This window comes from Streptomyces sp. NBC_00461, assembly GCF_036013935.1.
Classification (GTDB): Bacteria; Actinomycetota; Actinomycetes; order Streptomycetales; family Streptomycetaceae; genus Streptomyces.
The window spans coordinates 3,902,027-3,927,734 of record NZ_CP107902.1; the positions used below are offsets into that span (position 1 = coordinate 3,902,027).

The window sequence follows — 25,708 nt, forward strand, 5'->3', positions numbered from 1 at the left end:
GGACCCCCACGTGAAGTTCACCGATGGTTACTGGCTGCTGCGCGAGGGCGTCACCGCGGCCCACCCCGTCGAGGTCCTCGACGTCACCGCCACTGGGGGAGGCTCACTGGACATCCATGCGCCGACCCGGCCCATCCGCCACCGCGGCGACCTGCTGAAGGGACCGGTCGTGACGATCAGCGCGCACACCCCGATGCCCGACGTCATCGGCCTCACCTTCACCCACTTCGAGGGCGAGCAGCCGCGCGGCCCCGAATTCGACCTCGCCGCCGAGGAGTTCACCCCCCAGGTGGGGTACGACGACGAGCACGCGACCCTCACCTCCGGCGCCCTGTCGGTCCGGGTGGCCCGCACCGGCTCCTGGCACGTCGACTTCCTCGCGGACGGCCGCATCCTCACCTCCAGCGGCCCCAAGGGCATGGGCATCCTGCGCAACGCGGAGGGGGCGCACTACCTGCGGGAGCAGCTGGGCCTAGGGGTCGGCCACTCCGTCTACGGCCTCGGCGAGCGCTTCGGCCCGCTGGTCAAGAACGGCCAGGTCGTCGACATCTGGAACGCCGACGGCGGCACGGCCACCGAACAGGCCTACAAGAACGTCCCGTTCTATCTGACCGACGCGGGTTACGGCGTCTTCGTCGACCACCCGGGCAAGGTGTCCTTCGAGGTCGGCTCGGAGGCGGTGTCCCGGGTCCAGTTCAGCGCGGAAACACAGGAGTTGACGTACTACGTCATCTACGGCCCGAGCCCCAAGGAGATCCTCCGCAAGTACACGGCCCTCACCGGCCGCCCGGCGCTTCCCCCCGCCTGGTCCTTCGGCCTGTGGCTGTCGACGTCCTTCACGACGTCGTACGACGAGGAGACGGTGACGTCCTTCATCGAGGGCATGCGGGAACGCGAACTGCCGCTCTCCGTCTTCCACTTCGACTGCTTCTGGATGCGCGAGTTCAACTGGTGCGACTTCCGGTGGGACCCTCGGGTCTTCCCCGACCCGGAGGGCATGCTGACGCGGCTCAAGGAACGCGGACTGCACGTCTGCGTCTGGATCAACCCGTACATCGCGCAGCGCTCGCCCCTGTTCGCGGAGGGCAAGGCGCTCGGTCATCTGCTGAAGCGGCCGGACGGCAGTGTCTGGCAGTGGGACATGTGGCAGCCGGGCATGGCGCTGGTCGACTTCACCAGTCCTGGCGCCCGCGACTGGTACGCCTCGAAGCTGGAGGCGCTGCTCGCGCAGGGCGTCGACTGCTTCAAGACCGACTTCGGCGAGCGGGTGCCGGTCGACGTGGCGTGGTCCGACGGCTCCGACCCGGAGCGGATGCACAACTACTACACGTACCTCTACAACCGCACCGTCTTCGACGTGCTGCGCAAGCACCGCGGCGAGGGTGAGGCCGTGCTCTTCGCACGCTCGGCGACGACCGGGAGCCAGAAGTTCCCGGTGCACTGGGGCGGCGACTGCGAGGCGACCTACGAGTCGATGGCCGAGTCGCTGCGCGGCGGACTCTCGCTGGGCCTGTCCGGCTTCGGCTACTGGAGCCACGACATCGGCGGCTTCGAGGGAACCCCGACACCGGCGCTGTTCAAGCGCTGGCTGGCCTTCGGGCTCCTCTCCTCCCACAGCCGCCTGCACGGCAGCTCCTCCTACCGCGTCCCGTGGCTGTTCGACGAGGAATCCGTCGACGTGCTGCGGCAGTTCACCCGACTGAAACTGCAGCTGATGCCCTACCTCTACGAGGCCGCACGCACCGCCCACGCCGAGGGCGTGCCGATGATGCGGGCGATGGTGCTGGAGTTCCCGGACGATCCGGGATGCGCACATCTTGAGCGGCAGTACATGCTCGGGCCGGATCTGCTGGTCGCCCCGGTGTTCGGCGACGAAGGGGATGTGTCCTACTACGTGCCCGAGGGCACCTGGACGCACTTCCTGAGCGGGCAGACGGTGACCGGGCCGCGCTGGGTGCGCGAGCGGCACGGCTTCCTGAGCGTGCCCCTGCTGGTACGGCCGGGGACGGTGATCCCGGTGGGTTCGGTGGCCGACCGGCCGGACTACGACCATGCCGACGGGGTCACCCTGCGGGCGTACGGCCTGGAGCGGGGCGCGCAGGTGACGGTGCCGGTGGGGGACGTGACCTTCACCGTCGTACGCGAAGGGGACACGCTACGGGCCTCGTGCAGTGAGCCGGTGGCGGAGTGGGGTCTGGCGGTCGGGGAGCGGACGGCGCGGGCGCAGGCGGGTACCGGATTCCTCTCCCTGGAGCCGGACCGATGGTGAAGATCACCGATGTGGCGCGGCACGCCGGTGTCTCCCCCAGCACCGTCTCCTACGCGCTCAGCGGCAAGCGCCCGATCTCCGAGGAGACCCGGCAGCGGGTCGAGGAGGCCATCCGCGAGCTGGGCTACCGGCCGCACGCGGGCGCCCGCGCCCTGGCCAGCAGCCGGTCGAACGTCCTGGCGCTCGTGATCCCCTTACGGGCGGGCATCCACGTCCCGGTGGTGATGCAGTTCGCGATGTCGGTGGTGACGACGGCCCGCAAGCACGACCACGACGTACTGCTGCTGACGCAGGAGGAGGGCGAGGACGGGCTGCGGCGGGTGGCGGACACGGCGCTGGTGGACGCGCTGATCGTGATGGACGTGCAACTCCGGGAGCCGCGCCTGCCGTTGCTGCGCTCGCTGGAACGGCCGTCCGTGCTGATCGGTTTCCCGGCCGACTCCGAGGGCCTGACCTGCATCGACCTCGACTTCAAGGCGGCCGGTGAGGCATGCGTGGAGCATCTGGCGCGGCTCGGGCACCGGGTGGTGGCGCTGGTCGGTTCGCCGCCGGAGGTGTACGTGCGGCAGACCGCGTTCGCCCAGCGGGTGGTCCAGGGCTTCACGGCCGCCGCCGACCGCAGCAGGCTCTCCTCCTCCGTGTACCCCTGCGAGGCCTCGCCCGCGGCCGCCCGCCTGGTGGCCGAGCAACTCCTGTGCGAACACCCGGCGTTGACGGGAGTGGTCGTCCACAACGAGCCGCTCCTCGAACCGCTGATCGAGGCCTTCGAGCAGCTTGGCCTGCGCGTCCCCGGCGACCTCTCCGTCACCGCCATCTGCCCCGACGAACTCGCCGAGTCCGTCCGTGTCCCCGTCACCTCCGTCGCCGTGCCGTCCGCCGAGGTGGGCGAGCGAGCGGTGGAGCTCCTGATGAAGAAGCTGGGCGGCAGCGCCGTACCCGAGGCCACGCTGCTCCCGCCGCGGCTGACGGAGCGAGCGAGCACCGCGCCGCGCAACGCCTGAACAACTCCCGTGTGCAAGGCCCTGTTTGTGCAAGGCCCTACGTGAAGGAGCCGTCACATGAAAGGCAGCAAGATACCCCCGCTCACAAGACGCAGAACCCCCTACGTCTTGGCTCTGGCCCTGATCGCGGGCCTCGGCGCCACCGTCCCCGCCCACGCCGCCGACCCGGCCTACCCCTTCCGCAATCCGGACCTCCCCGTCTCACAACGCGTCGACGACCTGCTGAACAGGCTGACCCTCGACGAGAAGATCTCCCTCCTCCACCAGTACGAGCCCGCGATCCCCCGCCTGGGCATCCAGTCCTTCCGCACCGGCACCGAGGCCCTGCACGGCGTGGCCTGGCTCGGCAAGACGACCGTGTTTCCGCAGGCCGTCGGCCTTGCCTCCACCTGGGACCCGTCCCTGCTCCGCCAGGTCGGCTCGGCGGTCGGCGACGAGGCACGCGGCTTCCAGCAGCAGCGCCCGGCCGGCTGGGGCCTGAACCTGTGGGCCCCCGTGGTCAACCTGCTGCGCGACCCCCGCTGGGGCCGCAACGAGGAGGGCTACTCCGAGGACCCGTACCTGACCGGCGCGATCTCGACGGCGTACGGCACGGGTCTGACGGGAGGCGACCCGGACCACCTCAAGACGGCCCCGACAGTGAAGCACTTCCTCGCCAACAACAACGAGGTGCACCGCGACACCACGAGCTCCGAACTGCGCCCGCGCGTACTGAAGGAGTACGACGAGCAGGCCTTCAGGCCCGCGATCGCGGCCGACGCGGCGACGGGCGTGATGACCTCGTACAACCTGGTCAACGGCCGCCCGAACACGGTGGATCCGGCCCTCGACGACACCGTCCGCGGCTGGACCTCGAAGGACCTGCTGAACGTCACGGACGCCGCGGCGCCCGGCAACCTGGTCGGCAGCCAGGCCTACTACGGCACCCAGTCCGAGGCCGACGCGGCCGCGCTCAAGGCGGGCGTCGACAGCTTCACCGACAACGACGCGGACTCCGGCCCGACGACCACGGCGGTCAAGTCGGCGCTGTCCACCGGCCTGTTGAAGGAGTCGGACGTCGACAAGGCCGCGGGGCATGTGCTGAGCATCCGCGTCCGCCTCGGCGAGTTCGACCCCGGCGGGGGCAAGTACGGCTCCATCGACGCCTCCGTCATCGACAGCCCCGCCCACCGTGCCCTGGCCCGCAAGGCGGCCACCGAGTCGGCGGTCCTCTTGAAGAACGACGGGTCGCTGCCGCTGAAGAAGACGGGCAGTGCCGCCGTCGTCGGCCCGCTCGCCGACACCCTCTACACCGACTGGTACTCCGGCACCCTCCCCTACGCCGTCACCCCGAAGGACGGCATCGAGTCGAAGCTCGGCACCTCGGTCGCGAGCACCGAGGGCGTGGACCGGATCGCGCTGAAGGACACGGCGACCGGCAAGTACGTGACGGCGGGGACGGGCGAGGCGGGCGCGCCCCTGAAGGAGACGGCGGATTCCGGTACGGACGCCCAGTTCGACGTGTTCGACTGGGGCTCCGGCGTCGTGACCCTGCGCTCAGCGGCGAACGGCAAGTATGTCGGCTACAACTGGTCGAACTTCGTCAACGACCAGACACAGCCGAACGGCTGGTACGTACAGCAGCAGTTCAAGCTGGAGCGCCAGGACGACGGCACGTACCTGCTCCGCTACGCCGGCTACGAGACCTCCGAGTCCTGGTGGTCGAACCCGGTCTACCTGGGCCCGACCGGCACGGACGGCACCCTCGGCCTGGTCGCCAAGGACCAGGCGGCCCACTACACGAAGGACGTGGTCCGCAGCGGTGTCGACGAGGCGGTCGCCGCGGTCAAGGGCAAGGACCAGGCGGTCGTCGTGGTCGGCTCCGACCCGTCGATCAACGGCCGCGAGGCCCACGACCGCACGGACCTGGCCCTGGCACCCTCACAGGAGACCCTGGTCAAGGCGGTGCGGGCGGCCAACCCGCACACGGTCGTGATCGTCGAGAACAGCTACCCGACCACGCTGGGGTCGTTGCAGAAGGATGCCCCCGCCCTGCTGTGGACCACCCACGCGGGCCAGGAGACGGGCAACGCCCTCGCCGATCTCCTCTACGGCGACGCCAACCCGTCGGGCCGCCTCACCCAGACCTGGTACCGGTCGGACTCGGACCTCCCGCCGATCCTCGACTACGACATCATCAAGTCGGACCGCACGTACCAGTACTTCAAGGGGCAGGCGCTCTATCCCTTCGGCTACGGACTGTCGTACACCTCCTTCCGCTACGGCGAGTTGAAGCGGGTCGGAGACGGCTACGAGGTCGCGGTCACCAACACCGGCGGCCGGGCGGGCGCGGAGGTCGTCCAGCTCTACACCCACCAGCGCACCTCCCGCGACAAACAGCCGCTCAAGCAGCTCAAGTCCTTCCAGCGGGTGTCGCTGAAGCCGGGTGAGACGAGGACGGTCCGGCTGAAGGTAAGGCCGTCGGACCTCGCGCACTGGGACGTCACCCGCTCCAAGTGGGTGGTGGAAAGCGGCACTTACGACGTCCTGGTGGGCTCGTCATCCTCCGACATCCGTGCCCGGACGGCCTGGCAGGTGAAGGGCGAGACAATCCCGCCGCGGAACCTGTCGAAGGTCACCCGCGCCGAGAACTTCGACGACTACTCGGCCGTCCACCTCGTCGACGAGTCCAAGGCGAGCGGTACGGCGGTGTCGGCGGCCTCGGACGGGGCGTGGCTGAAGTTCGCGGACACCCAACTGGCAGCAGATGCAGGCGAGTTCGGTGCACGCGTCGCCGGGACGTCGTCCGGCACGGTCGAGGTGCGCCTCGGCTCACCGACCGGCACCGTCGTCGGCACCGCGCACTTCGCGGGCACGTCGTCGCCGTACGACTACGCGACGGTGACCGCGAAGCTGTCGGGCGCGGCGAAGGGCCGTACGGACGTCTACCTGGTCCTGAGCAAGGGCGTACGCCTGTCGACGTTCACCCTGCGCTGAGCCCCCAGGCGAGCCCGAGCCGGTAGGCGGCGCACAGGTTCACATCGAGGAGGTAGGCCCCGGCGGCACCGCACTGCGCGGTGCCGCTGCCGGGGTCGACAGGCTGCCCATGCCCCATGCCGGTGATGCTGTAAGTCTCCACGACGGCCTTCCCGGCGGGATCGCGGAAGACCTGGTGGGGATAGCCGGAGACGGTGTCGCTGACGTCCGCGGCCTGGTCGGCGCCGTGCACATCGGTCCACTGCTTCATCAGGTCGGTCATGTTGACGGGCTTGACCGTGTAGTCGGCCGTTCCCTGGAAGACGGTGAGCGTGGGCCAGGGGCCGCCGTACCCGGGCCGGGCGGCACGCACCCGGTCGCCCCACTGTTTCGCCGTCTGCGTGGCACCGACGTACATGCACACATACGGCGACCCGGCGGCCTGCGCGCACCCGTACGGCAGCCCGGCGACGATCCCGCCCGCGGCGAACTTCTCCGGGTAGTCCGCCATCATCACGGCGGTCATGCCACCGCCGGCGGACAGCCCGGTGACGTACACGCGCGAGGTGTCGCCGCCGACGTCGGCGAGCTGCCGGTCCACCATCTGCGCGACGCTCGCGGCCTCGCCCTGCCCCCGCTCGATGTCCCCGCTCTGGAACCAGTCGAAGCAGTTCGAGGCGTTGTTGGCGCTCTGCTGCTGCGGCAGCACGACGGAGAATCCCCACCGGTCGGCGAGCTGGAGCCAGCCGCTGCCGGTGCCGTAGCCGGACGCGTCCTGCGTGCAGCCGTGCAGGGCGACGACGACGGGGCGCCCGGCAGGCAGCCCGTCGGGGACGTAGCGGAACATGCGCAGGGCACCGGGGTTGGAGCCGAAGCCGGTGACTTCCTGGAGGGAGGCGGCCTCCGCCCGGGCCGGGGTGAGCACGGCGGCGATCAGGGCGATCAGGAGGGTCGCGAGGACTGTGCGGTGGCGTGCGGCTCTGGTCTGTGTCATGGGGAGGGACCGTAGAAGCGTGAACGACTCCCGGACATGTCGCCGGACACCACATCCCGCAGCGCGCCCGTGTGGCCCACTGGACAGAAGCCCCGCCGCTCGAAGGCGACGGGGCATTCGCTCCTAACCGGGAGGCCGCGCCAGAGGACGAGGAGGGCAATCTCCTCCGCGACAGCTTCCCCGCGCTGTCCGGCAGGATCGGCCGACTACGCCGAGAACCATGACGACTACATCCGTGCCCGTACGGAGCGGCCGGGGAGCACCAGCGAGTGATCACCACGACCCTCGACACCGGTCCGCTGATGGCGTTCTTCAACGCCAAGGACAAGTACCACGCTCCCTGCTTCTCCCAGTTTCGCGGCCGAAAGCTCCTGCCCCACGTCGTCCGCTTCGGTATCGCTTCACCACCGGAAGGCTTGACACCGCACACGGCAAAGGCCCCGCCGCTCGCAGCGACGGGGCCTTGCCCACATGGGATGAGTGGAGATGGCGGGAATCGAACCCGCGTCCAACGGTGCAGAATCAGGGCTTCTCCGTGTGCAGTTCGCTGTGATTTTCTCGGCCCCGGCGATCACGCGAACAAGTCGCCGACGGGCCCAGTCACTGTTTGATTTCCCATCGAACCCCGTGACCGGGCTCGATGGTTTAGTCCCCTAGATTATGCCAGGGTCCGGGTCGGGAACACCCCCGGGCTGACACCCGTTAGGGCCTTCACTCACTGCTTATTAGGCAGCGAGGGCGAAGGCGCGGGAATCGCTCTTGGAATTGGCGATTATTGGTTGCGACATATGGTTAACGAGATCATTGCCGCTTCCTCGACACGCTTCCCCTGCTTCAACAGCCGCTGTCGAAACCGATCATCCCCATGTTATTTTTTCAAATCCCTCCGAAGAGGGGGGTGCACCCGCTGTGAGGTGCAGTGCCATCGTACGTGAACAACGAGCGACGATGCCACCGTATTCCCGGCCGGCCGGGCTACTGGCCCCGCTGCTTCCGCTTCGCCGCCGCGATCGCCCGGTCCGACTCCCGCCGGTCCTGCTGCTCGCGCAGGGTCTGGCGCTTGTCGTACTCCTTCTTGCCTCGTGCGAGGGCGATCTCGGCCTTCGCGCGGCCGTTGCTGAAGTACAGGGCGAGGGGCACGATCGTGTGACCCGTCTCCTGGGACTTGGACTCCAGCTTGTCGATCTCCTCGCGGTGCAGGAGCAGCTTGCGCTTGCGGCGCACGGAGTGGTTGGTCCAGGTGCCCTGGTGGTACTCCGGGATGTGGGCGTTGTGCAGCCACGCCTCGCCTTGGTCGATCTGGACGAAGCCGTCGGTCAGCGAGGTCCGTCCCTCACGCAGCGACTTGACCTCGGTACCGGTGAGGACGATGCCGGCCTCGTAGGTGTCGACGATCGCGTAGTCGTGGCGGGCCTTCTTGTTCTGGGCGACGATCTTGCGCTTGCCGCCCTTCTCGCCGTCCCTGGCCTTCGCGGCCGTTCCGCCCTGCTTGGGCTGGGACTCTTTCGGTACGTACATTCCCTTGCTCATAGTGCCGTCCATTTTCGCACTAAGGAGGGGGGTCGGGGCCAGCCCTTAATCGGCGGCGGAGCGCTCAGTCCGCGTCGCCCAGGCCGCTGAGCACGGTCTCGGCCCGCTGGAGGGCGCCCGGCCCGTCGGCCTGCTCCACGTCCAGGTCCGGCGTGATGCCCCTGCCGTCGACGCTGCGGCCCGACGGGGTGCGGTAGTGCCCGACGGTCAGCTCGGCCACGGAGCCGCCCGGCAGCCGGCTCGGCATCTGCACGGAGCCCTTGCCGAAGGTGCGCGAGCCCACGACGACCGCACGGCCGCGGTCCTGCAGGGCGCCGGTGAGGAGCTCGGCCGCGCTCATCGTGCCGCCGTCGACGAGCGCGACCAGAGGTCTGGTGGTGTCGGCGCCGGGATCGGCGTGCAGGGCCTGCTGTTCGCCGTTGACGTCGTAGGTGGCGACGAGACCGCCGTCGAGGAAGGCGGAGGCCGTGGTCACGGCCTCGGTGACCAGGCCGCCGGAGTTGCCGCGCAGGTCGAGGACGATGCCGGCGCCGGCCGGGGCCTGCCGCACGGCGGTGCCCACGACATCGCCGGAGCCCTTGGTGAACGCGGCGATCTTGATGACCGTGACCCCGTCGGCGAGCCTTCGGACGGTGACCGAGTCCGTGGACAGCAGGGCCCGGCGCAGGGTCTCGGTCCACGCGCGCGTGCCGCGCTGCAGGCCGAGCCGCACCGCCGTACCGGCGGGCGCGTCGGTGGCGTCACCGCGCAGCAAGGAGACGACCTCGGTGACGGGCTGACCGTCGACCCGCTCGCCGTCGACGCTGCGCAGCCGGTCGCCCGGGTGGAGCCCGGCGGCGGCCGCGGGCGAGCCGGCGGCCACCTTGGTCACCTCGATACGGCCGTCCCGCTCGCGTCGCGCCCACAGGCCGACGCCGGTGTACTGGCCGTCGAGGGCCTCCTCGAACTCCTCGTAGTCACCCTGGGAGTAGACGGCTCCCCAGCGGTCGCCGCTGCGGCTGACCGCGCGTTCCGCGGCCTCCATGGGGGACTTGCCGTCGGCCATGGCTTCCTCGGCCGCCTTGGCCACGTCCTCGTGATGCCCCGCGGGGACGGCCGAACGGGCCGTGCCGGACGCGGATTTCCGGTCGGACTCGGAAAAGGAGCCGGTCGCCGCGCCGGCCACGAGCACGCTCGCGAAGACCAATGTCAGGGCGGCCCCGCGGCGGATACGGCGGGGCTGGCACAACAGGTCTCGGCCGGACATGACGGTGAGTCTAGGACAACGCGAAGGGCCGTACGGCTGGTTGCCCGTACGGCCCTCTTGGCATGCGTCACACCTTCAGGTACTTGCGCAACGCGAAGAACGCGGCCAGCGCGGGCATCAGCAGGCTGGTGGCGAGGATGAGCGGCAGCTTGGTCAGAACGGCGTCCCAGCCGATGAAGTTGATCAGATTCAGCTTGTGGGACAGGTCCAGGCCGTGGTCGATGATGAAGTACCGCGCGACCACCAGGAATCCACAGGCGACCGTCCCGCCGATCAGCCCGGCGACCGCCGCCTCCATGATGAACGGCGCCTGGATGTAGAACCCGGAGGCGCCGACCAGCCGCATGATCCCGGTCTCCCGGCGGCGGCTGAACGCGGACACGCGCACGGTGTTGACGATCAGCATCAGCGCGACGACGAGCATCAGCGCCATGACGGCCCGGGCGGCCCAGTTCATGCCGTTCAGCAGCCCGAAGAGGTTGTCGAGGATCCCCTTCTGGTCCTGCACGGACTGCACGCCGTCGCGCCCGTCGAAGGCGGTCGCGACGACCTGGTACTTCTCCGGGTCCTTCAGCTTGATCCGGTACGACTCCTGCATCTGGTCCGGCGTGAGGGAGCTGGCCAGCGGGGAGTCGCCGAACTGCTGCTTGTAGTGCTTGTAAGCGGCGTCCTGCGACTCGTAGGTCACCTTCTGGACGACCGACGTCATCTTGTCCAGGTCGCCGAGGATGTCCTTCTTCTGGTCCTCGGTCACCGCGCCCTTGGCGCAGTGGGGATCGGACGTGGCGTCGCTCTTGTTGCAGAGGAAGATCGAGACGTTGACCTTGTCGTACCAGTAGCCCTTCATCGTGGTGACCTGGTCGCTCATCAGGAGCGAACCACCGAACAGGGCGAGCGACAGGGCGACGGAGACGATGACCGCGAAGGTCATGGTCAGGTTGCGGCGGAGACCGACACCGATCTCGGAGAGTACGAACTGGGCGCGCATGGCGTCTTCTTCAGGCCTTTCCGTGGACGGTCGCGGTCAGTGCTGGTAGCCGTAGACGCCGCGTGCCTGGTCGCGGACGAGGCGGCCCTTCTCCAGCTCGATGACGCGCTTGCGCATCTGGTCCACGATGTTCTGGTCGTGCGTCGCCATCAGCACGGTCGTGCCCGTCCTGTTGATCCGGTCGAGCAGCTTCATGATGCCGACGGAGGTCTGCGGGTCGAGGTTGCCGGTGGGCTCGTCGGCGATGAGCAGTTTGGGCCGGTTCACGAAGGCGCGCGCGATGGCCACACGCTGCTGCTCACCACCGGAGAGCTCACCGGGCATCCGGTCCTCTTTCCCGCCCAGCCCGACGAGGTCGAGCACCTGGGGAACGGACTTGCGGATCTCGCCGCGCGACTTGCCGATGACCTCCTGCGCGAAGGCGACGTTCTCCGCCACCGTCTTGTTCGGCAGCAGCCGGAAGTCCTGGAACACCGTCCCCAACTGGCGCCGCATCTGCGGCACCTTCCAGTTGGAGAGGCGCGCGAGGTCCTTGCCCAGGACGTGCACCTGACCGTGGCTGGTCCGCTCCTCGCGGAGGACCAGCCGCAGGAAGGTGGACTTTCCGGAGCCGGAGGACCCCACGAGGAACACGAACTCGCCCTTCTCCACTTCCAGGGAGACATCCCTGAGTGCGGGGCGGGTCTGCTTGGGGTAGACCTTGGAGACGTTGTCGAATCGGATCACGGATGCACCACGGGTCGCCGGGGGTAGATGAGCGTGACCATACGCGAGTCGGGTGGGCGGGCGCAGGCGGCGGTTGGGGTTGCGTACCGGATGTGCGTTTTGTGTGTGCCCGGCCCACCTGTCCACGGCCACGTGACCACCCCCACGTACCCCTTGAGAGCGACCCCCGCGCACCCTCCGGGGGAACCTGGCACAGTAGAGAGGGGAACGTTCTCGCCCCCGAGGGCGTTCACTACGTGGAACCGGTGCAAGGAGGGCGAGCGCATGACGTACGACCGGCTGGTGTGCGCGAACTGCGCGGCGCCCGTGAGCGAGGGCCGGTGCCCCGTGTGCCGCGCGAACCGCGAGCGGCTGCAGCAGGAGAACTTCTTCGCGGGAGTCAACCCCATGACGCTGATCGCACTGCTGGCGGTGCTGATCGCGGCGGTGGCGCTACTGGCGCACCAGACCGCGTAGCGCGCGGTACAGCAGGAGCGAGGACGCCCGAGGGGCCCGGAGCGATGCACGCTCCGGGCCCCTCGTCGTACGTCGTCACACACGTTCCGTGTGCGAGCGGCCACCGTCAGGCAGCCGCACCGCCCCGGCCGCCCACGAGGCGCGGCAGAGCGCGGAAGCCGATGCCACCGGCGATCATGGTGGCGGCGCCGATGATCAGGAAGGCCGTCTGGCCCGCACCGGTCTCGGCGAGCTGGGCGCCCTTGCCCTGGGCCGAGGTGTCGGAACCGGTGTCGGTGAGGGCCGAGGAGCCCTCCTCCTGGGCGGAGGTGCCGGAACCGCCGTCGGGGTCGGTGTTGTTGTTGCCGCCGCCGTTGTGCCCGGTGCCGCTGGTGTCGCTCGGGGCCGGGGCGGTGGGCTGACCGGTCGGGTCCGTCGGGTCCTCGGTGGGCTCGGTGGGCTCCCCCGTGGGCTCGGTCGGACCGGTGGGGTCGTCGGTGGTGGGCGGGTCCGTCGGGACGGTGGGCGGGTCCGTCGGCAGGCCGGTGGGCGGATCCGTCGGGTCCGTCGGGAGGCCGGTGGGCGGGTCCGTCGGGTCGTCGCCGAGGCCGGTGTCCACGTTCACACCGACACCGCTGCCGTCGACGCTCACGCCGATGTCCAGCGCGGAAGCGGCACCGGCAGCGGTCAGCGAGGCACCCGCGGCGATCACGGCGCCGGCGGCGATCCGCGCGACACGGATGCGCGTCTTCTTGGTCATGTGGTTGCTACCCCCAGTAGCTCATCGTCAGTTGGGCGGCGCTCGGGGGCAGTGATCGACGGAGTCAGCTACGCGAAAGCCCCCGGTTCACATGCGCCCCAGAGATACGCATGCCACGCTTTACCCTTCCCATTTTTCAAAGCAACGTCAAGGCCGTTGCGTGCGCAATGTCCAACTACGGGTTCTATGCCAGGCATTGAAGCGTGTGAGTGTGATGTAAAACCCAGACATCGCGCGCGGAAGCGGGCACGAAAAAGGCAACTGCCGCCCGGCGGGCGACAGTTGCCTTGTCGACAAACTTACTTCTCCTGCTGCTTGCGCCAGCGAATTCCGGCCTCGAGGAACCCGTCGATCTCGCCGTTGAACACGGCCTCGGGGTTGCCGACCTCGAACTCGGTGCGCAGGTCCTTCACCATCTGGTACGGGTGCAGGACGTACGAACGCATCTGGTTGCCCCAGGAGTTGCCGCCGTCGCCCTTCAGGGCGTCCATCTTGGCCTGCTCCTCCTGCCGGCGCCGGTCGAGCAGCTTGGCCTGGAGGACGTTCATCGCGGACGCCTTGTTCTGGATCTGCGACCGCTCGTTCTGACAGGAGACGACGATGCCGGTGGGGAGGTGGGTCAGCCGCACCGCCGAGTCGGTGGTGTTCACGCCCTGGCCGCCGGGGCCCGAGGAGCGGTACACGTCCACGCGCAGCTCGGACTCGTCGATCTCGATGTGGTCGGTCTGCTCGACCACGGGAAGGATCTCGACGCCCGCGAAGGAGGTCTGGCGGCGTCCCTGGTTGTCGAAGGGCGAGATGCGCACGAGCCGGTGGGTGCCCTGCTCGACCGAGAGGGTGCCGTAGGCGTACGGCACCTGCACGGCGAAGGTGGTCGACTTGATGCCGGCCTCCTCGGCGTACGACGTCTCGTAGATCTCGGTCTTGTAGCCCTTCTGCTCCGCCCAGCGCAGGTACATCCGCTGCAGCTTCTCGGCGAAGTCGGCGGCGTCGACGCCGCCGGCCTCGGCGCGGATGTTGACGAGGGCCTCCCGGGAGTCGTACTCCCCGCTCAGCAGCGTCCGGACCTCCATCTCGTCCAGCGCCTTCCTGACGGACACGAGCTCGGACTCGGCCTCGGCGCGGGTGTCCGGGTCGTCCTCCTCCTCGGCCATCTCGAAGAGCACGGCGAGATCGTCGATCCGCCCCCGCAGCGCCTCGGCCTTCCTGACCTCGGCCTGCAGATGGCTCAGCTTGCTGGTGATCTTCTGCGCCTCGTCCGGGTTGTCCCACAGGGACGGCGCGGCCGCCTGCTCCTCGAGCACGGCGATGTCTGCCCTCAGCTTGTCGAGGTCCAGAACGGCCTCGATCGACTCCATGGTCGAGGAGAGGGACTTGAGCTCTTCGGATACGTCGACGACTGCCACGCCTCCAGCGTAACGGCTCCGCCAAGCGGGCAGAGCCGGGCCGCTGCCGTTCCGCTGCGCCGGGCTGTGCCGGGGTCTTGGGCGCCGCGGGCCGGGGACTGCCGCCCCCGCTGAATATCAGCCCCTCCGGCGTTTGAGGAGCGGCGGTCCGGGGGCGGAGCCCCTGGGGATGGGTTACGGAGACGCCGGGGCCGAGTTCTTCGTGTCCTGGGGGGACCCTCCCGCGTCGTCCGACGTCGCCAGCCACGTCCCCACCCCGGCCGCCGCCACCAGCGCCACCGCGGCCGCGCCGAGTGCCAGTCGCCGTCGGCGCGTGACCGCGCGGTGCCGTGCGGACCCCGGCCGCGGCGCACCCGCCGCCCGCGGTGCCCGGGCCGTCCCGCGCGCGCCGCCCGCCAGCTCGTCGGGTGCCGGCACCCTCATCGACGTGTGGGTGTCCCGGTTGGAGTCGGCCGGCTTCGCACCCGGCACCAGCGGCACCGCGCCCCGCCGTATCCGCTCACGCGTCGGCGCCGCCGTGTCCGCGGGCGCGGCCTGCGACTCCTCGGCGGGTTCCGTGTCCGGCTCGTCCACGTCCAGCGGCGGCATCCCCGCGACCAGCGGCAGCAGCTCCCGCAGCCGCGTGCCCAGCTCCGACGCCCGCAGCCGGGAGGCCGGCGCCTTGGCCAGGCACTGCACGAGCAGCTGCCACAGCTCGTCCGGGATGCCCGGCAGCGGCACCACGGTCTCCGTGACGTGCCGTCGCAGCACGGCGCCGGGGTGCCCGCCGCCGAACGGCGTGAAGCCCGCCAGCAGCTCGTACAGGACCGTCGCGAGCGCGTAGATGTCCACCGCCGCGCGCGGGGGCAGGCCCTCCACGATCTCCGGGGCCAGGTAGTCCGGTGTACCGATGATCTTCGTCGCGCGGGTGCGGCGCGGGGAGTCGATGAGCTTGGCCACACCGAAGTCGGTCAGCAGCGCCGGGTGCGAGCCGCCCGGACCGAGCGGACCCTGCATGTCCAGCAGCACGTTCTCCGGTTTCACGTCCCGGTGCACGACCCCTGCCGCGTGCGCGGCCGCGAGCCCGTCGGCGATGTCGGCCACGATCGCCACCGCCGCCGCGGGCGCGAGCCGCCGGTCGCGGTCCAGACGGGTGCGCAGGTCGGTGCCGCGGACCAGGTCCATGACCAAAGCGAGGTCGTTGCCGTCCACCACCAGGTCGCGTACGGAGACGACGTTCGGATGGTCCAGGCCGAGCAGCGCCGTGCGCTCCTGCACGAAGCGCCCGACCAGCTCCTGGTCGGAGGCGAGATCCTCACGCAGCAGCTTGATGGCGACAGGCCCCTCGGGGCCCTCGCCCAGCCACACCGTGCCGGCGCTGCCCCGCCCCAGGATCTGGTGCGCGGTGTACCGGCTGCCGATCTTCCGTGCCAAGACTGCTCCTACCGACCCGACGCGTGTTAGTCGCTAAAACTACGCGTCCGGAGAGCCAACCTTCACTGCGGAGACGGAAATCACCCGCCAGGTGTCGACAAATCACCAAGCTCGCTGCTTATTTGGCGGAGCCCAGCTTCCCGATCCACCCGCTCACGGTGTTGTACATGTGGGTCAACTGCTGCCAGTAACCCCTGGTCGTGTGGAGCCAGTCCTGCAGCGGGCTCAGTTCCCAGACCAGCCAGCCCGCGACGAACAGGATGACGATCGTGAACAGGCACCCCTTCAGACAGCCCAGCCCGGGGATCTTCATCGGGTTGGCGCTGCGCTGCCGAGGCTGCCGAGGCTCACGCGCGGGCTGCTGCGGCTGCTGCGGAGGCGCGTACCGCTGGGGCTGCTGGTGCTGCGGCGGGGCGTACTGCTGCGGCTGTTGCTGCTGCGGGTAGCCGTACCCCTGCGGCGGCCGCTGCTGGGGTCGCCGCTGCTGGGGCTGCTGTTGCGGGGGCTGCTGCGGGCGGGCGGCCTGCCGCTGGGGGCGGCGGCGCAGCGGGTCCTCGTTCGGGTCGAGGTACTGCTGGACCTGCGTCTGTTCGTTGCGGTCGCGGGCGGCGCGCAGCTGGTTCTGCCAGGGGTGCGGCTGCTCGGGCCCCGGCTGGCCCTGGGGCACCGGGGGCATGACGGCGGTCGGGTCGGCGGCCCCGGTGCTGGGGAGTACGGCGGTGGGGTCGGCGGCGCCCGCCGGGCCCGGTGAGCCGGTGTGGGGCAGGAAACTGGTCGCCGCGTTCGGGTCGTACGCACCCGCGCCGTGCTGCATCACCTGCGTGGGGTCGGCCGAGCCGGGGACGGCGGCGGGCGTCGGGTCGGGGACCAGCAGGGCCCCCACGGCCTCCGCGGCGGCGATCTGCGCGGAGTTCGCGTGCACGCCGATGCCCTCGGCGACGACCCGCAGGCCGCTCGCGAGGTTCTCGGCGCTCGGCCGCTCGTCCGGGTTCTTGCGCAGGCAGCGCTCGATGATCGTCCAGAGCGGGTCCGGGACCGTGGAGGGGCGGCGCGGTTCGGCGCTCAGGTGCTGGTGCAGCACTTCCAGGGCCGAGCCGCCGCCGAAGGGGGGTCGGCCGGTGACCAGCTCGTACATCAGAATGCCGGCGCCGTAGATGTCGACGGCGGAGGTCTGCGGGCGGCCCTCGGCGCTCTCCGGCGCGACGTACGCGGGCGTGCCGACGAACTCGTGCGTCCGTGTCAGGCCCGGGGAGTCGGCGAGGCGCGCGATGCCGAAGTCGGTCAGCATCGGGTGCATCTGCCCGCCGTTCTGCCTGAGCAGGACGTTGGCCGGCTTCAGGTCGCGGTGCACGACCCCGTCGGCATGGCTGGCGGCGAGCGCGTCGGCGATCTGGGCGGTGAGCAGGGCGGCGCCGACGGGTGAGAAGGGGCCGTTCTCGCGCAGGTAGCGGTGCAGATCCGGGCCCTCGACGAGGTCCATGACGAGCGCCAGCAGATCACCCTCGACCACCAGGTCCCGGACGCGGACGATGTTCGGGTGGGTCAGCCGCAGCAGGACGGAGCGCTCGCGCAGGAACCGCATCACGATGTCGGGATCGCTCGCGAGCTCCTCCTTGAGGACCTTGATCGCGACGGTCTCGCCGGGCTGACCGGCCACGGCGGCCTCGGCCCCCGCGGTCTCTCGCTGGCGGGCCCGCCAGACGGTGCCCGTGGCGCCGCGACCGAGCGGCTCCTCGAGCAGATACTTGCTGCCTACCGGCCGCACGTCATGTGCTCCCTGCTGCTTGCTTACCGTTCCGACCCACTGTAGTGCCGCGGTGCGCGGCACCCACCTGTCGCCGTCCCAGCGTCTTACGTACACGTCCCGGGACATGTTCGAAGGAAAGACGCTCGACTCGGTTCCCCGGTTGCCCGAAAGCGGACGTGACCGATCTCAAGCGGACGCGGGTACGTCACCTGTCAGGCACTTTTGCGGGCAGAGCCGACCAATCAAGATCACTTGTTCCGGAGCGGCGGGCGCGTTGTCAGTGGCAGATGCGAGGATGCCTGCAGTACTGGCCGATGTGCTCGGGTGGGGGTGGGGGTTGTCCGCGTCCGCGCAGAAGGGACCGCTGGCGGCGATGCAGATCCGGCTGACCGTCGTAGACCCGCTGGGCCCGCCCGACCGGGCGCGGGGCCGCACCGCGAGCTGCGACGTGCTGGTCACGGCGCCGGCCGGCACGGCCCTGGCCGCGGTGGCGTCGGCTCTGGCCTCGGCGGTCGCGGGTGACGGGGGCGCCGCTCAGACCGAGCGCGGCCGCGAGTCCGGCGGCCCGGTGGTGCTGTACGCGGGCGCGGAGCGCCTGGACGACCGCCGCTGCACCCTTGGCGAGCCCCCGCTGACCGACGGCGCCGTGCTCTCCCTGGGCGCCCCGGCCGAGCCCGAGCCCCACCCGGAGCTGGACGACGCCCCGACCCAGCTGCACGTGGTCGCGGGCCCCGACGCGGGCGGCGTCCACCTGCTGCACGGCGGCGAGATCCGCATCGGCCGCTCCGCCGACGCCGACGTCCCGCTCGACGACCCGGACGTCTCCCGCCTGCACTGTGCGGTCATGGTCGCCGCCGACGGCCAGGTCTCGGTCGCGGACCTCGCCTCGACGAACGGCACGACGCTGGACGGCACCCGCGTCGGCACCCGCCCGGTGCGCTTCGCACCGGGTGCGCTGCTGCGCATCGGTGAGTCGGCGCTGCGGGTCGCTCCGGCCGGGGGGCCGGGGGCGCGGGTGCCGACGGCTCCGGACGGGGAAGGGCATGTGCGGGTGCCGTGCGCGGGCGAGCAGGCGGCCGAGGGCGCCGGTGGGCCACGGGGCACGGTCCCGGTGGCCTCCGCAGGTGGTGACACAGCGGCGACGCCACACGCACGCGTGGCCGACGGCGGCCCGGACGCACCCTCGCGCGGCGCCGCCCTCCAGAGCCACGGCTCCGTCGAACCGGCCGTGGTGCCGGTCCAGGGCAGTGCGCCCCGGATCGAGAACAGGCCGGCGGACCGGTTCACAGGGAGCGAAGGCACTCCCCCGCCCTCGCCCGAGCGGGGGGACACCCATGCCGGACGCTTCGGCGCGGTCGCGTGGGACACATCTACTGCGGGGCCGTCCGACCACGACGCGGCGGGCGGCGGCGAACCCTTCGGCACGCGAGCGCGGGGCGACGACGGCACGGAGGCCCCCGGAGCGGGTCGGCGCAAAGGAACACCCCTGCGCGGCACGGACATACCGCCGGGCCTGCGCAGGCGCGGCGGGCTCACGGCGTGGGCACGGCGACTGGCCGGCGGACGCGGCGAGCAGCTGCCGCCCGAGGACGAGGCGTACGACGAGGAAGACCGTGCCGACACGACGGCGGGGCCCGCACCGCTCGCCGGCCCCCAGCTCCCGGAGGCCTGGCCCGACCCGGCGTCGCTGCTGCTGACGGCGCTCGGCCCGGGCCCTCGGTTGTGGGAGCGCGGTCCGGGACACCCGGAGGCGCTCACGGTGCGGCTCGGCACGGCGGACCGGGCGGCGCCCGACGGCTCGGGGCTGCTGCCCGCGGTGCCGGTGACGGCGGATCTGCGGGAGGCCGGGGCGTTGGGCCTGGCCGGTCCCCGCGCCCGGCTGTCCGGGCTGGCCCGCGCGGTGGTGGCCCAGCTCGCCGCACTGCACTCCCCCGAGTCCCTGGAGATCGTCCTGATCACCGCGGACCGCTCCCGCCCGCTTCAGGAGCGCACCGCCGAATGGTCCTGGCTCGGCTGGCTCCCCCATCTGCGCCCGGGACACGGCCAGGACTGCCGCCTGCTGCTCGCCTACGACCGCGAACAGGCCACGGCCCGCACGGACGAGCTGCTCAGACGCCTGGAGGACCAGCAGGCGGAGACACGGCACGGATCACGGCCGCCGTCGCCCACGTCCGGTGCCCGGCCCGCATCACGCGGCGCCGTCCGCAGGCCCTCCTGGGCCCGTGCGGACGAGGGCGCGGAGGAGACGGACGGCTTCGCGGGCCCGTACACCGTGGTCGTCGTGGACGGTGACCCCGGCGGCGCCGATGTGCGCGAGGCGGTGGCGCGGCTCGCGCTGGAGGGGCCGCGGGCCGGCATACACGTCGTCTGCCTCGCCGAGACGGCCTCCGCCTCGCCCGCGTCGCCGGTGACGGAGACCTACGAGGCGGCGTGCGCGGTGGCGCCGGCGTTCCGCGAGTGCGGCGCGGTCGCGCTGCTGAGCGGGGACGTGGCGACGGCACTGCGGCTGATGCGGGTGGCGCGGACCGGTTCCGGGACACCCGTCGGTCCCGGGAGCGGGTCCGCGGGCCGGGCGCCGGGAGCGGAGGAGCACGGCGGACCCGCGGACCCACCCGCACCGACCGAGACCCACACGATGCCCAGGCCCACCCCGACAGCCCGGGCGACCACCACTCCCGCACCGCCCACACCCGCCGACACTCCCGCGCCGTCCTCGCTCACCGGCCCCATAGGCCCCGGCACCGTGGCCGCCGTGGACGCCGTCTCCCTCCCCTGGGCGGAGCGGTTCGCGCGGGCACTCGCCCCGCTGCGGACCGACGGTTCCGGGACCGAGCGGCAGGCGCGCGTCTCGGTGCCGTTGCCCCAAGCGGCGCGGCTGCTGGACGAGTTGGGGCTGGCCAGGGCCACCCCGGCGTCGCTGATGGCGCGTTGGGCGGACGCGGCGGACGACACCCAGGTGCTCGGCGGCCGGGCCTGGGCCGTGCTCGGTGCCGGCCCGCGCGGCCCGGTCTGCGCGGATCTCGCGGCCGACGGCCCGCATCTGCTGGTCGAGGGCCCTGCGGGCAGCGGACGTACGGAGCTGCTGCGGGCCCTGGTCGCCTCGCTGGCCGCGGCCGAGCGCCCCGACCGGCTGGGCATCGTCCTGATGGACGGCCGGGACGGCGTGAGCGCCGGGGGTGGTGCCCCCTCCGGGGGAGGCGGCCACGGCGACGGACTGCGCGTGTGTACGGACGTCCCGCACGTGACGACCCACCTCACCGCCAACGACCCCGTCCGCATGCGGGAGTTCGCCCAGTCCCTCAGCGCCGAGCTGAAGCGGCGGGCCGAGTTGCTCGGCCGCAGCGAGTTCACCGAGTGGCACACGGGCCGGGAGCTGTCGGGCCGCATCGTGTCCCAGCGGGCGACCGGAGCGAGTGCGACCGGCGACCTGGACACCGCGTCCAGCTCGACGATGCGGCTGCGCCCGGGGGCGGCACGCCGGCAGACGGAGGCGGCACCGCCGCTGCCCCGGCTGGTCGTGGTCGTGGACGACCTGGACGCGCTGGTCTCCCCCGCGCTCGGCTCACCCGGCCGCCCGGCCGCGGGTTCCGTCATGCGGGCGCTGGAGGCGGTGGCCCGCGAGGGCGAGCGACTCGGCGTCCACCTGGTGGCCGCGACCGCCCCGGGCGGCCGTACCGCGGACACGGAACCGGCACGGAGGGCCACCCTCCGTGTGACCCTGGACGCCCCCGCCACCGGCCCTGACGAACCGGCACCGGGACGCGGCCACCTGACCTGGTCCGACGGCCGCTCGACCGCCTTCCAGGGCGGCCGCGTCACGGGCCGCATCCCGCGCACGGCGACCCTGCGCCCGACGGTCGTCCCCCTGGACTGGCAGCGCATGGGCGACCCCCCGACACGCAGACCCGTACGCGAACTGGGCAACGGCCCGACGGACTTGGCGTTGCTGGCCAGCGCTCTGGAGAGAGCGGCACGAGAGGTCTCGGCGACAGAGGTCCCGTCGCTCCTGTAGGTCCGGTGGGTCCGGTAGGTCTTGTTCGCTCAGCATCCGCAGGTCCTGTTCCCTCGGCACTCCACCGGTCCTGTCCCTTCGGCATCCGCAAGTCGTGTTCCCTCGGCACTCCGCAGGCCCCGTTCCCTCGGCACTCCGCCGGTCCTGTCCCTTCGGCATCCGCAAGTCGTGTTCCCTCGGCACTCCGCCGGCCCCGTTCCCTCGGCACTTCGCCGGCCCTGTCCCTTCGGTACTTCGCAGCTCGGTCCAGGCATTCCCAGCCCGTCCGGCGTTTGAGGACGAGGCCGTTCAGGCCGATGGGGGGTCTGGGGGCGCAGCCCCCAGGGCCGGTCGGTCACACCAACGCCGCACACCTGGTCACGAGGCGGTCACGATCCCCCGGTTGACACAGGACGCGCACTTGCCGACCCATACGGACGGGCGTAGACCAGATCGCACGGGACAGCGCTCGACGTTCGACGTAGATCGAAGAACGGGGCAGTAATGCGCAGCACGAGCAGCACGAACCGGACACACAGGGCCGCCAAGCCCGCAGCCGCCCTCCTCGCGGCAGCACTCGCGCTGGCACTCACGGGATGCGGCGGCGACGACAAGAAGAGCGACAACGGCGGAGGGGGCTCCAGCGCGAGCGGCAGCACCGTCACGCTCCCCAAGCTCAACGGCCAGACTCTCGAGGTCGCCGCCGTCTGGACCGGACCCGAGCAGGAGAACTTCCTGAAGGTCCTGGACGAGTTCAAGAAGCGCACCGGCGCGAAGGTCAACTTCGTGCCGACGGGCAACAACACCTCCACGTTCCTCGGTACCAAGATCCAGGGCGGCAAGCCGCCGGACGTCGCTTTCCTGCCCCAGGTCGGTGTGTTGCACCAGTTCGCGGACAAGGGCTGGCTCAAGCCCCTCGGCGCGGACGCCCAGGCCCAGCTGGAGAAGAACTTCAGCAAGGGCTGGGCCGACCTCGGCGCCTGGAAGGGCAAGCAGTACGGCGTCTACGCCAAGGCCGCCAACAAGTCCCTGGTCTGGTACAACACCAAGGCCTTCGACGCGGCGGGCATCTCCCAGACGCCCAAGACGTGGAAGGACTTCCTCACCACCGCGCAGACACTGTCGGACGCCGGCTCGCCGGCCGTCTCGATCGGCGGCGCGGACGGCTGGACGCTCACCGACTGGTTCGAGAACGTCTACCTGTCCCAGGCCGGGCCCGAGAAGTACGACCAGCTGGCCGCGCACAAGATCAAGTGGACGGACCCCTCCGTCAAGGAGGCCCTCACCACGCTCGCGCAGTTGTGGGGCAAGAACGACCTGATCGCGGGCGGCACCAAGGGCGCGCTGAACACGGAGTTCCCGAAGTCGGTCACCCAGACCTTCTCCGGCTCCACCCCGGCCGCGATGGTCTTCGAGGGCGACTTCGTGGCCGCGAACATCAACGCCGACACCAAGGCGAAGCTGGGCACGGACGCGAAGGTGTTCCCGTTCCCGGCGGTCGGCAGCGAGTCACCCGTGGTCAGCGGTGGTGACGTGGCCGTGGCGCTGAAGGACGGCAAGGGCGCGCAGGCGCTGCTGACCTTCCTGGCCTCGACGGACGCCGCCGAGATCTGGGCGGCGCAGGGCGGCATCCTCTCCCCCAACAAGGAGATGGACCAGTCCGCGTACAAGGACGCCATCACCCGCCAGATCGCCAAGGCGCTGATCTCGGCCGGTGACAACTTCCGGTTCGACATGTCCGACCAGGCACCGGCCGCCTTCGGCGGTACGGCGGGCGTCGGCGAGTGGAAGGACCTGCAGGACTTCCTGCGCAACCCGAAGGACGTCGCCGGCACCCAGCAGAAGCTGGAGGCCGACGCGGCCAAGGCCTACGCGGCCGGCTGACGGCGGGGCCATGACGTCCGTAGCGAACTCGACGGGGGGCGCCGGCGCACTGCCGACGCCCTCCGTCTCGCCGCGCAAGAGCGTCACGGGGACTCGGCTGTGGGTGGCGGTGCTCTTCCTGCTGCCCGCGTTCGTGCTTCTCGGGGCGCTCGTGGTCTACCCGATCGGGTACTCGGTCTGGCGCAGTCTCTACGATGCCGACGGCTCCGGTTTCGTGGGTCTGAAGAACTACGGCGACATCTTCAGCAACGAGGCCACCCTGACCGCCGTACGCAACACCGCGATCTGGGTGGCGGTGGCGCCCGCGGTGGTCACCGCCCTCGGTCTGATCTTCGCGGTGCTGACCGAACGGGTGCGCTGGGGAACGGCGTTCAAGCTGCTCGTCTTCATGCCGATGGCGATCTCGATGCTCGCCGCGGGCATCATCTTCCGCCTGGTGTACGAGCAGGATCCGGCGCTGGGCGCCGCCAACGCGGTCGCCAAGTCGGTCCATGACACGTTCGTGTCGTCCTCGGTGTATCCGGGCGCCCGGCCCGGCGGGACGGCGAGCGGCCTCAAGCCGTCCGGCGGCGGCTCGTTCACCACGACCGGCACCGTGCACGCCGGCACCCCGGCCCTGCTTCCGCTGGTCGGCATCGCGCCCAACAAGCTCCCGGGCACCCCCGAGAACGCGAAGGCGGCGGGCGGTTCCGGCGTCACCGGCACCGTCTGGCTGGACTTCAAGCTGGGCGGCGGCGGCACGAAGGGCAAGGTCGACCCGGGTGAGAAGGCGCTGAAGGGCGTGAAGGTGGAGGCCGTGAAGGGCGGCAAGGTGGTCGCCTCCGCCAAGAGTGGCGCGGACGGCACCTTCAGCCTCCCGGCGCAGGCCGACGGGTCCCAACTGCGGCTCCCCGCCTCGAACTTCTCCGCTCCCTACAACGGCATCGACTGGCTCGGCCCGACCCTCGTCACCCCGGCCATCATCGGCGCGTACGTGTGGATGTGGGCGGGCTTCGCGATGGTGCTGATCGCGGCGGGCCTGGCGGGCGTGGACCGCAACCTCCTGGAGGCGGCCCGCGTCGACGGCGCCAACGAGTGGCAGGTGTTCAGAAGGGTCACCGTGCCCCTTCTCGCGCCCGTCCTGATCGTCGTGCTCATCACGCTGATGATCAACGTGATGAAGGTCTTCGACCTGGTCTACATCATCGCCCCGCAACCAAGTCAGGACGACGCCAACGTCCTTGCCCTGCAGCTGTTCCTGTCGTCCTTCGGCGGCGGCGGCAACGAGGGCGTGGGCAGCGCGATCGGCGTCCTCCTGCTGCTGCTCGTACTGCCGGTGATGTTCGTGAACATCCGCCGGCTGAGGAAGGAGCGTCGGTGACCACCCTCGACACGACCGTGCGCGCCAAGCGCTCCTTCGCCGCCCGGGTGGCGAGCAGCGCGGGGGGCGGGGTGATGCGGGTCTTCCTGATCCTGGTCGCCGTCTTCTGGCTGGTGCCCACCTTCGGGCTGCTCGTCTCGTCGTTCCGCGACCCGACCGACATCGCCACCTCCGGCTGGTGGAAGGTGTTCACCGCGCCGAGCCAGCTGACCGCCAAGAGCTACAAGTCGCTCCTGGAACAGGACGCGATCACCCACGCGCTGTTCAACACGGTCTGGATCACGGTGCCGGCCACCCTGCTCGTGGTGCTGCTGGGCGCGATGGCCGGGTACGCCTTCGCGTGGATGGACTTCAAGGGCCGCGACTGGTGGTTCCTGGCCGTGGTCGCGCTGCTCGTCGTACCGGTCCAGGTGGCGCTGATCCCGCTGGCCGATCTCTTCGGCAAGATCGGGATCTTCGGCGACATCATCGGCGTGGTCCTCTTCCACGTCGGCTTCGGACTGCCGTTCGCCATCTTCCTGTTGCGGAACTTCTTCGCCGAGATCCCGCGCGAACTGCTGGAGGCGGCACGGCTGGACGGCGCCGGCGAGACACGCCTGTTCCTCACCGTGGTGCTGCCTCTCGGCGCACCGGCGATCGCGTCCCTCGGCATCTTCCAGTTCCTGTGGGTGTGGAACGACATGCTCGTGGCGCTGGTGTTCTCGAACGCCGAGTCGCAGCCGCTGACGGTCGCACTGCAGCAGCAGGTACGGCAGTTCGGCAACAACATCGACGTGCTCGCGCCCGGCGCGTTCATCTCGATGGTGATCCCGCTGGTCGTGTTCTTCGCGTTCCAGCGGCAGTTCGTGTCCGGCGTGATGGCGGGCGCGGTCAAGTAACCCCACAGCAAGGGAAAAGGGGGGCGCCGTTCACCCGGTGTCCCCCTTATGCCGTACGAAACCGTAACCAAGTCACTCCATCGGCCGTTCCCGGGCAAGGCCCAGTCGTCCGCGCCGACCCCATG

At 70.8% G+C, this 25,708-nt stretch carries 17 protein-coding genes and 1 other RNA gene; 8 read left to right on the forward strand and 10 right to left on the reverse strand.

What is annotated here, in order from left to right:
- Positions 1 to 10 precede the first annotated feature (10 nt).
- The 3 genes from yicI to OG870_RS18345 are packed head-to-tail and all read left to right on the forward strand — an operon-like array spanning position 11 to position 6,246.
- Positions 11 to 2,269: an alpha-xylosidase gene (yicI, locus tag OG870_RS18335; protein ID WP_266584119.1), complete on the forward strand. Its 2,259-nt coding sequence runs from the start codon at positions 11 to 13 to the stop codon at positions 2,267 to 2,269.
- Positions 2,263 to 3,270, forward strand: coding sequence for a LacI family DNA-binding transcriptional regulator (locus OG870_RS18340; protein WP_266515374.1), 1,008 nt, complete (start codon positions 2,263 to 2,265; stop codon positions 3,268 to 3,270). The genes yicI and OG870_RS18340 overlap by 7 nt, the downstream gene beginning before the upstream one ends.
- A 57-nt stretch (positions 3,271 to 3,327) precedes the next feature.
- Positions 3,328 to 6,246, forward strand: a complete 2,919-nt coding sequence (locus tag OG870_RS18345) for a glycoside hydrolase family 3 protein (protein ID WP_327691155.1) — start codon at positions 3,328 to 3,330, stop codon at positions 6,244 to 6,246.
- Here the strand turns inward: OG870_RS18345 and OG870_RS18350 are convergent.
- From OG870_RS18350 to ftsE, 6 genes are all read right to left on the reverse strand, one after another.
- Complete coding sequence (locus OG870_RS18350) at positions 6,233 to 7,219, reverse strand: extracellular catalytic domain type 1 short-chain-length polyhydroxyalkanoate depolymerase (protein WP_266584115.1); 987 nt, start codon at positions 7,217 to 7,219, stop codon at positions 6,233 to 6,235. The two genes, OG870_RS18345 and OG870_RS18350, sit on opposite strands and share 14 nt — an antisense overlap.
- Before the next feature lie 478 nt (positions 7,220 to 7,697).
- Positions 7,698 to 8,084: a transfer-messenger RNA gene (ssrA, locus tag OG870_RS18355) on the reverse strand.
- A gap of 110 nt (positions 8,085 to 8,194) precedes the next feature.
- Positions 8,195 to 8,737, reverse strand: coding sequence for an SsrA-binding protein SmpB (gene smpB / locus OG870_RS18360; protein ID WP_266520312.1), 543 nt, complete (start codon positions 8,735 to 8,737; stop codon positions 8,195 to 8,197).
- 76 nt (positions 8,738 to 8,813) lie between these two features.
- Positions 8,814 to 9,995, reverse strand: a complete 1,182-nt coding sequence (locus OG870_RS18365) for a S41 family peptidase (protein ID WP_266584113.1) — start codon at positions 9,993 to 9,995, stop codon at positions 8,814 to 8,816.
- Positions 9,996 to 10,062: 67 nt separating this feature from the next.
- A complete protein-coding gene (ftsX, locus tag OG870_RS18370) occupies positions 10,063 to 10,983 on the reverse strand; it encodes a permease-like cell division protein FtsX (protein ID WP_266515385.1) in 921 nt (306 codons plus the stop codon).
- 36 nt (positions 10,984 to 11,019) lie between these two features.
- On the reverse strand, positions 11,020 to 11,709 hold the full coding sequence (gene ftsE / locus OG870_RS18375; RefSeq protein WP_266515387.1) for a cell division ATP-binding protein FtsE: 690 nt from the start codon (positions 11,707 to 11,709) through the stop codon (positions 11,020 to 11,022).
- Positions 11,710 to 11,973: 264 nt separating this feature from the next.
- On the opposite strand from ftsE, the gene OG870_RS18380 reads away from it, so the two are divergent.
- On the forward strand, positions 11,974 to 12,165 hold the full coding sequence (locus OG870_RS18380) for a hypothetical protein (RefSeq protein ID WP_266515389.1): 192 nt from the start codon (positions 11,974 to 11,976) through the stop codon (positions 12,163 to 12,165).
- A 106-nt stretch (positions 12,166 to 12,271) separates the two neighbouring features.
- Here the strand turns inward: OG870_RS18380 and OG870_RS18385 are convergent, their stop codons facing one another.
- From OG870_RS18385 to OG870_RS18400, 4 genes are all read right to left on the reverse strand, one after another.
- The gene (locus OG870_RS18385; RefSeq protein WP_266584111.1) at positions 12,272 to 12,904 is read right to left on the reverse strand and encodes a hypothetical protein; all 633 of its coding nucleotides are present in this window, start codon (positions 12,902 to 12,904) and stop codon (positions 12,272 to 12,274) included.
- A gap of 299 nt (positions 12,905 to 13,203) precedes the next feature.
- Entirely contained in the window at positions 13,204 to 14,310 is a 1,107-nt protein-coding gene (prfB, locus tag OG870_RS18390; protein ID WP_266584109.1) for a peptide chain release factor 2, read from the reverse strand.
- A 174-nt stretch (positions 14,311 to 14,484) separates the two neighbouring features.
- The gene (locus tag OG870_RS18395; RefSeq protein WP_266584107.1) at positions 14,485 to 15,723 is read right to left on the reverse strand and encodes a serine/threonine-protein kinase; all 1,239 of its coding nucleotides are present in this window, start codon (positions 15,721 to 15,723) and stop codon (positions 14,485 to 14,487) included.
- 118 nt (positions 15,724 to 15,841) lie between these two features.
- Positions 15,842 to 17,488, reverse strand: coding sequence for a serine/threonine-protein kinase (locus OG870_RS18400; protein ID WP_266584105.1), 1,647 nt, complete (start codon positions 17,486 to 17,488; stop codon positions 15,842 to 15,844).
- 355 nt (positions 17,489 to 17,843) lie between these two features.
- Between OG870_RS18400 and OG870_RS18405 the strand changes: the two genes are divergently transcribed.
- The 4 genes from OG870_RS18405 to OG870_RS18420 all read left to right on the forward strand — a co-directional run bounded on the left by OG870_RS18405 (position 17,844) and on the right by OG870_RS18420 (position 25,583).
- Entirely contained in the window at positions 17,844 to 21,482 is a 3,639-nt protein-coding gene (locus tag OG870_RS18405; RefSeq protein WP_327692319.1) for an FHA domain-containing protein, read from the forward strand.
- Positions 21,483 to 21,965: 483 nt separating this feature from the next.
- Complete coding sequence (locus OG870_RS18410) at positions 21,966 to 23,345, forward strand: ABC transporter substrate-binding protein (protein ID WP_266584103.1); 1,380 nt, start codon at positions 21,966 to 21,968, stop codon at positions 23,343 to 23,345.
- Between the two features lie 10 nt (positions 23,346 to 23,355).
- Entirely contained in the window at positions 23,356 to 24,705 is a 1,350-nt protein-coding gene (locus OG870_RS18415; protein WP_266584101.1) for a carbohydrate ABC transporter permease, read from the forward strand.
- Complete coding sequence (locus OG870_RS18420) at positions 24,702 to 25,583, forward strand: carbohydrate ABC transporter permease (RefSeq protein WP_266515409.1); 882 nt, start codon at positions 24,702 to 24,704, stop codon at positions 25,581 to 25,583. Before OG870_RS18415 ends, OG870_RS18420 begins: the two co-directional genes overlap by 4 nt.
- Positions 25,584 to 25,708 lie beyond the last annotated feature (125 nt).

Excerpts from the sequence above, each read along its gene's own strand:
- OG870_RS18340 (WP_266515374.1), top strand. The coding sequence starts at position 2,263 with ATGGTGAAGATCACCGATGTGGCGCGGCACGCCGGTGTCTCCCCCAGC.
- OG870_RS18345 (WP_327691155.1), top strand. The coding sequence starts at position 3,328 with ATGAAAGGCAGCAAGATACCCCCGCTCACAAGACGCAGAACCCCCTAC.
- OG870_RS18350 (WP_266584115.1), bottom strand. The coding sequence starts at position 7,219 with ATGACACAGACCAGAGCCGCACGCCACCGCACAGTCCTCGCGACCCTC.
- smpB (WP_266520312.1), bottom strand. The coding sequence starts at position 8,737 with ATGTACGTACCGAAAGAGTCCCAGCCCAAGCAGGGCGGAACGGCCGCG.
- OG870_RS18365 (WP_266584113.1), bottom strand. The coding sequence starts at position 9,995 with ATGTCCGGCCGAGACCTGTTGTGCCAGCCCCGCCGTATCCGCCGCGGG.
- ftsX (WP_266515385.1), bottom strand. The coding sequence starts at position 10,983 with ATGCGCGCCCAGTTCGTACTCTCCGAGATCGGTGTCGGTCTCCGCCGC.
- OG870_RS18380 (WP_266515389.1), top strand. The coding sequence starts at position 11,974 with ATGACGTACGACCGGCTGGTGTGCGCGAACTGCGCGGCGCCCGTGAGC.
- OG870_RS18385 (WP_266584111.1), bottom strand. The coding sequence starts at position 12,904 with ATGACCAAGAAGACGCGCATCCGTGTCGCGCGGATCGCCGCCGGCGCC.
- OG870_RS18405 (WP_327692319.1), top strand. The coding sequence starts at position 17,844 with ATGCAGATCCGGCTGACCGTCGTAGACCCGCTGGGCCCGCCCGACCGG.
- OG870_RS18410 (WP_266584103.1), top strand. The coding sequence starts at position 21,966 with ATGCGCAGCACGAGCAGCACGAACCGGACACACAGGGCCGCCAAGCCC.
- OG870_RS18415 (WP_266584101.1), top strand. The coding sequence starts at position 23,356 with ATGACGTCCGTAGCGAACTCGACGGGGGGCGCCGGCGCACTGCCGACG.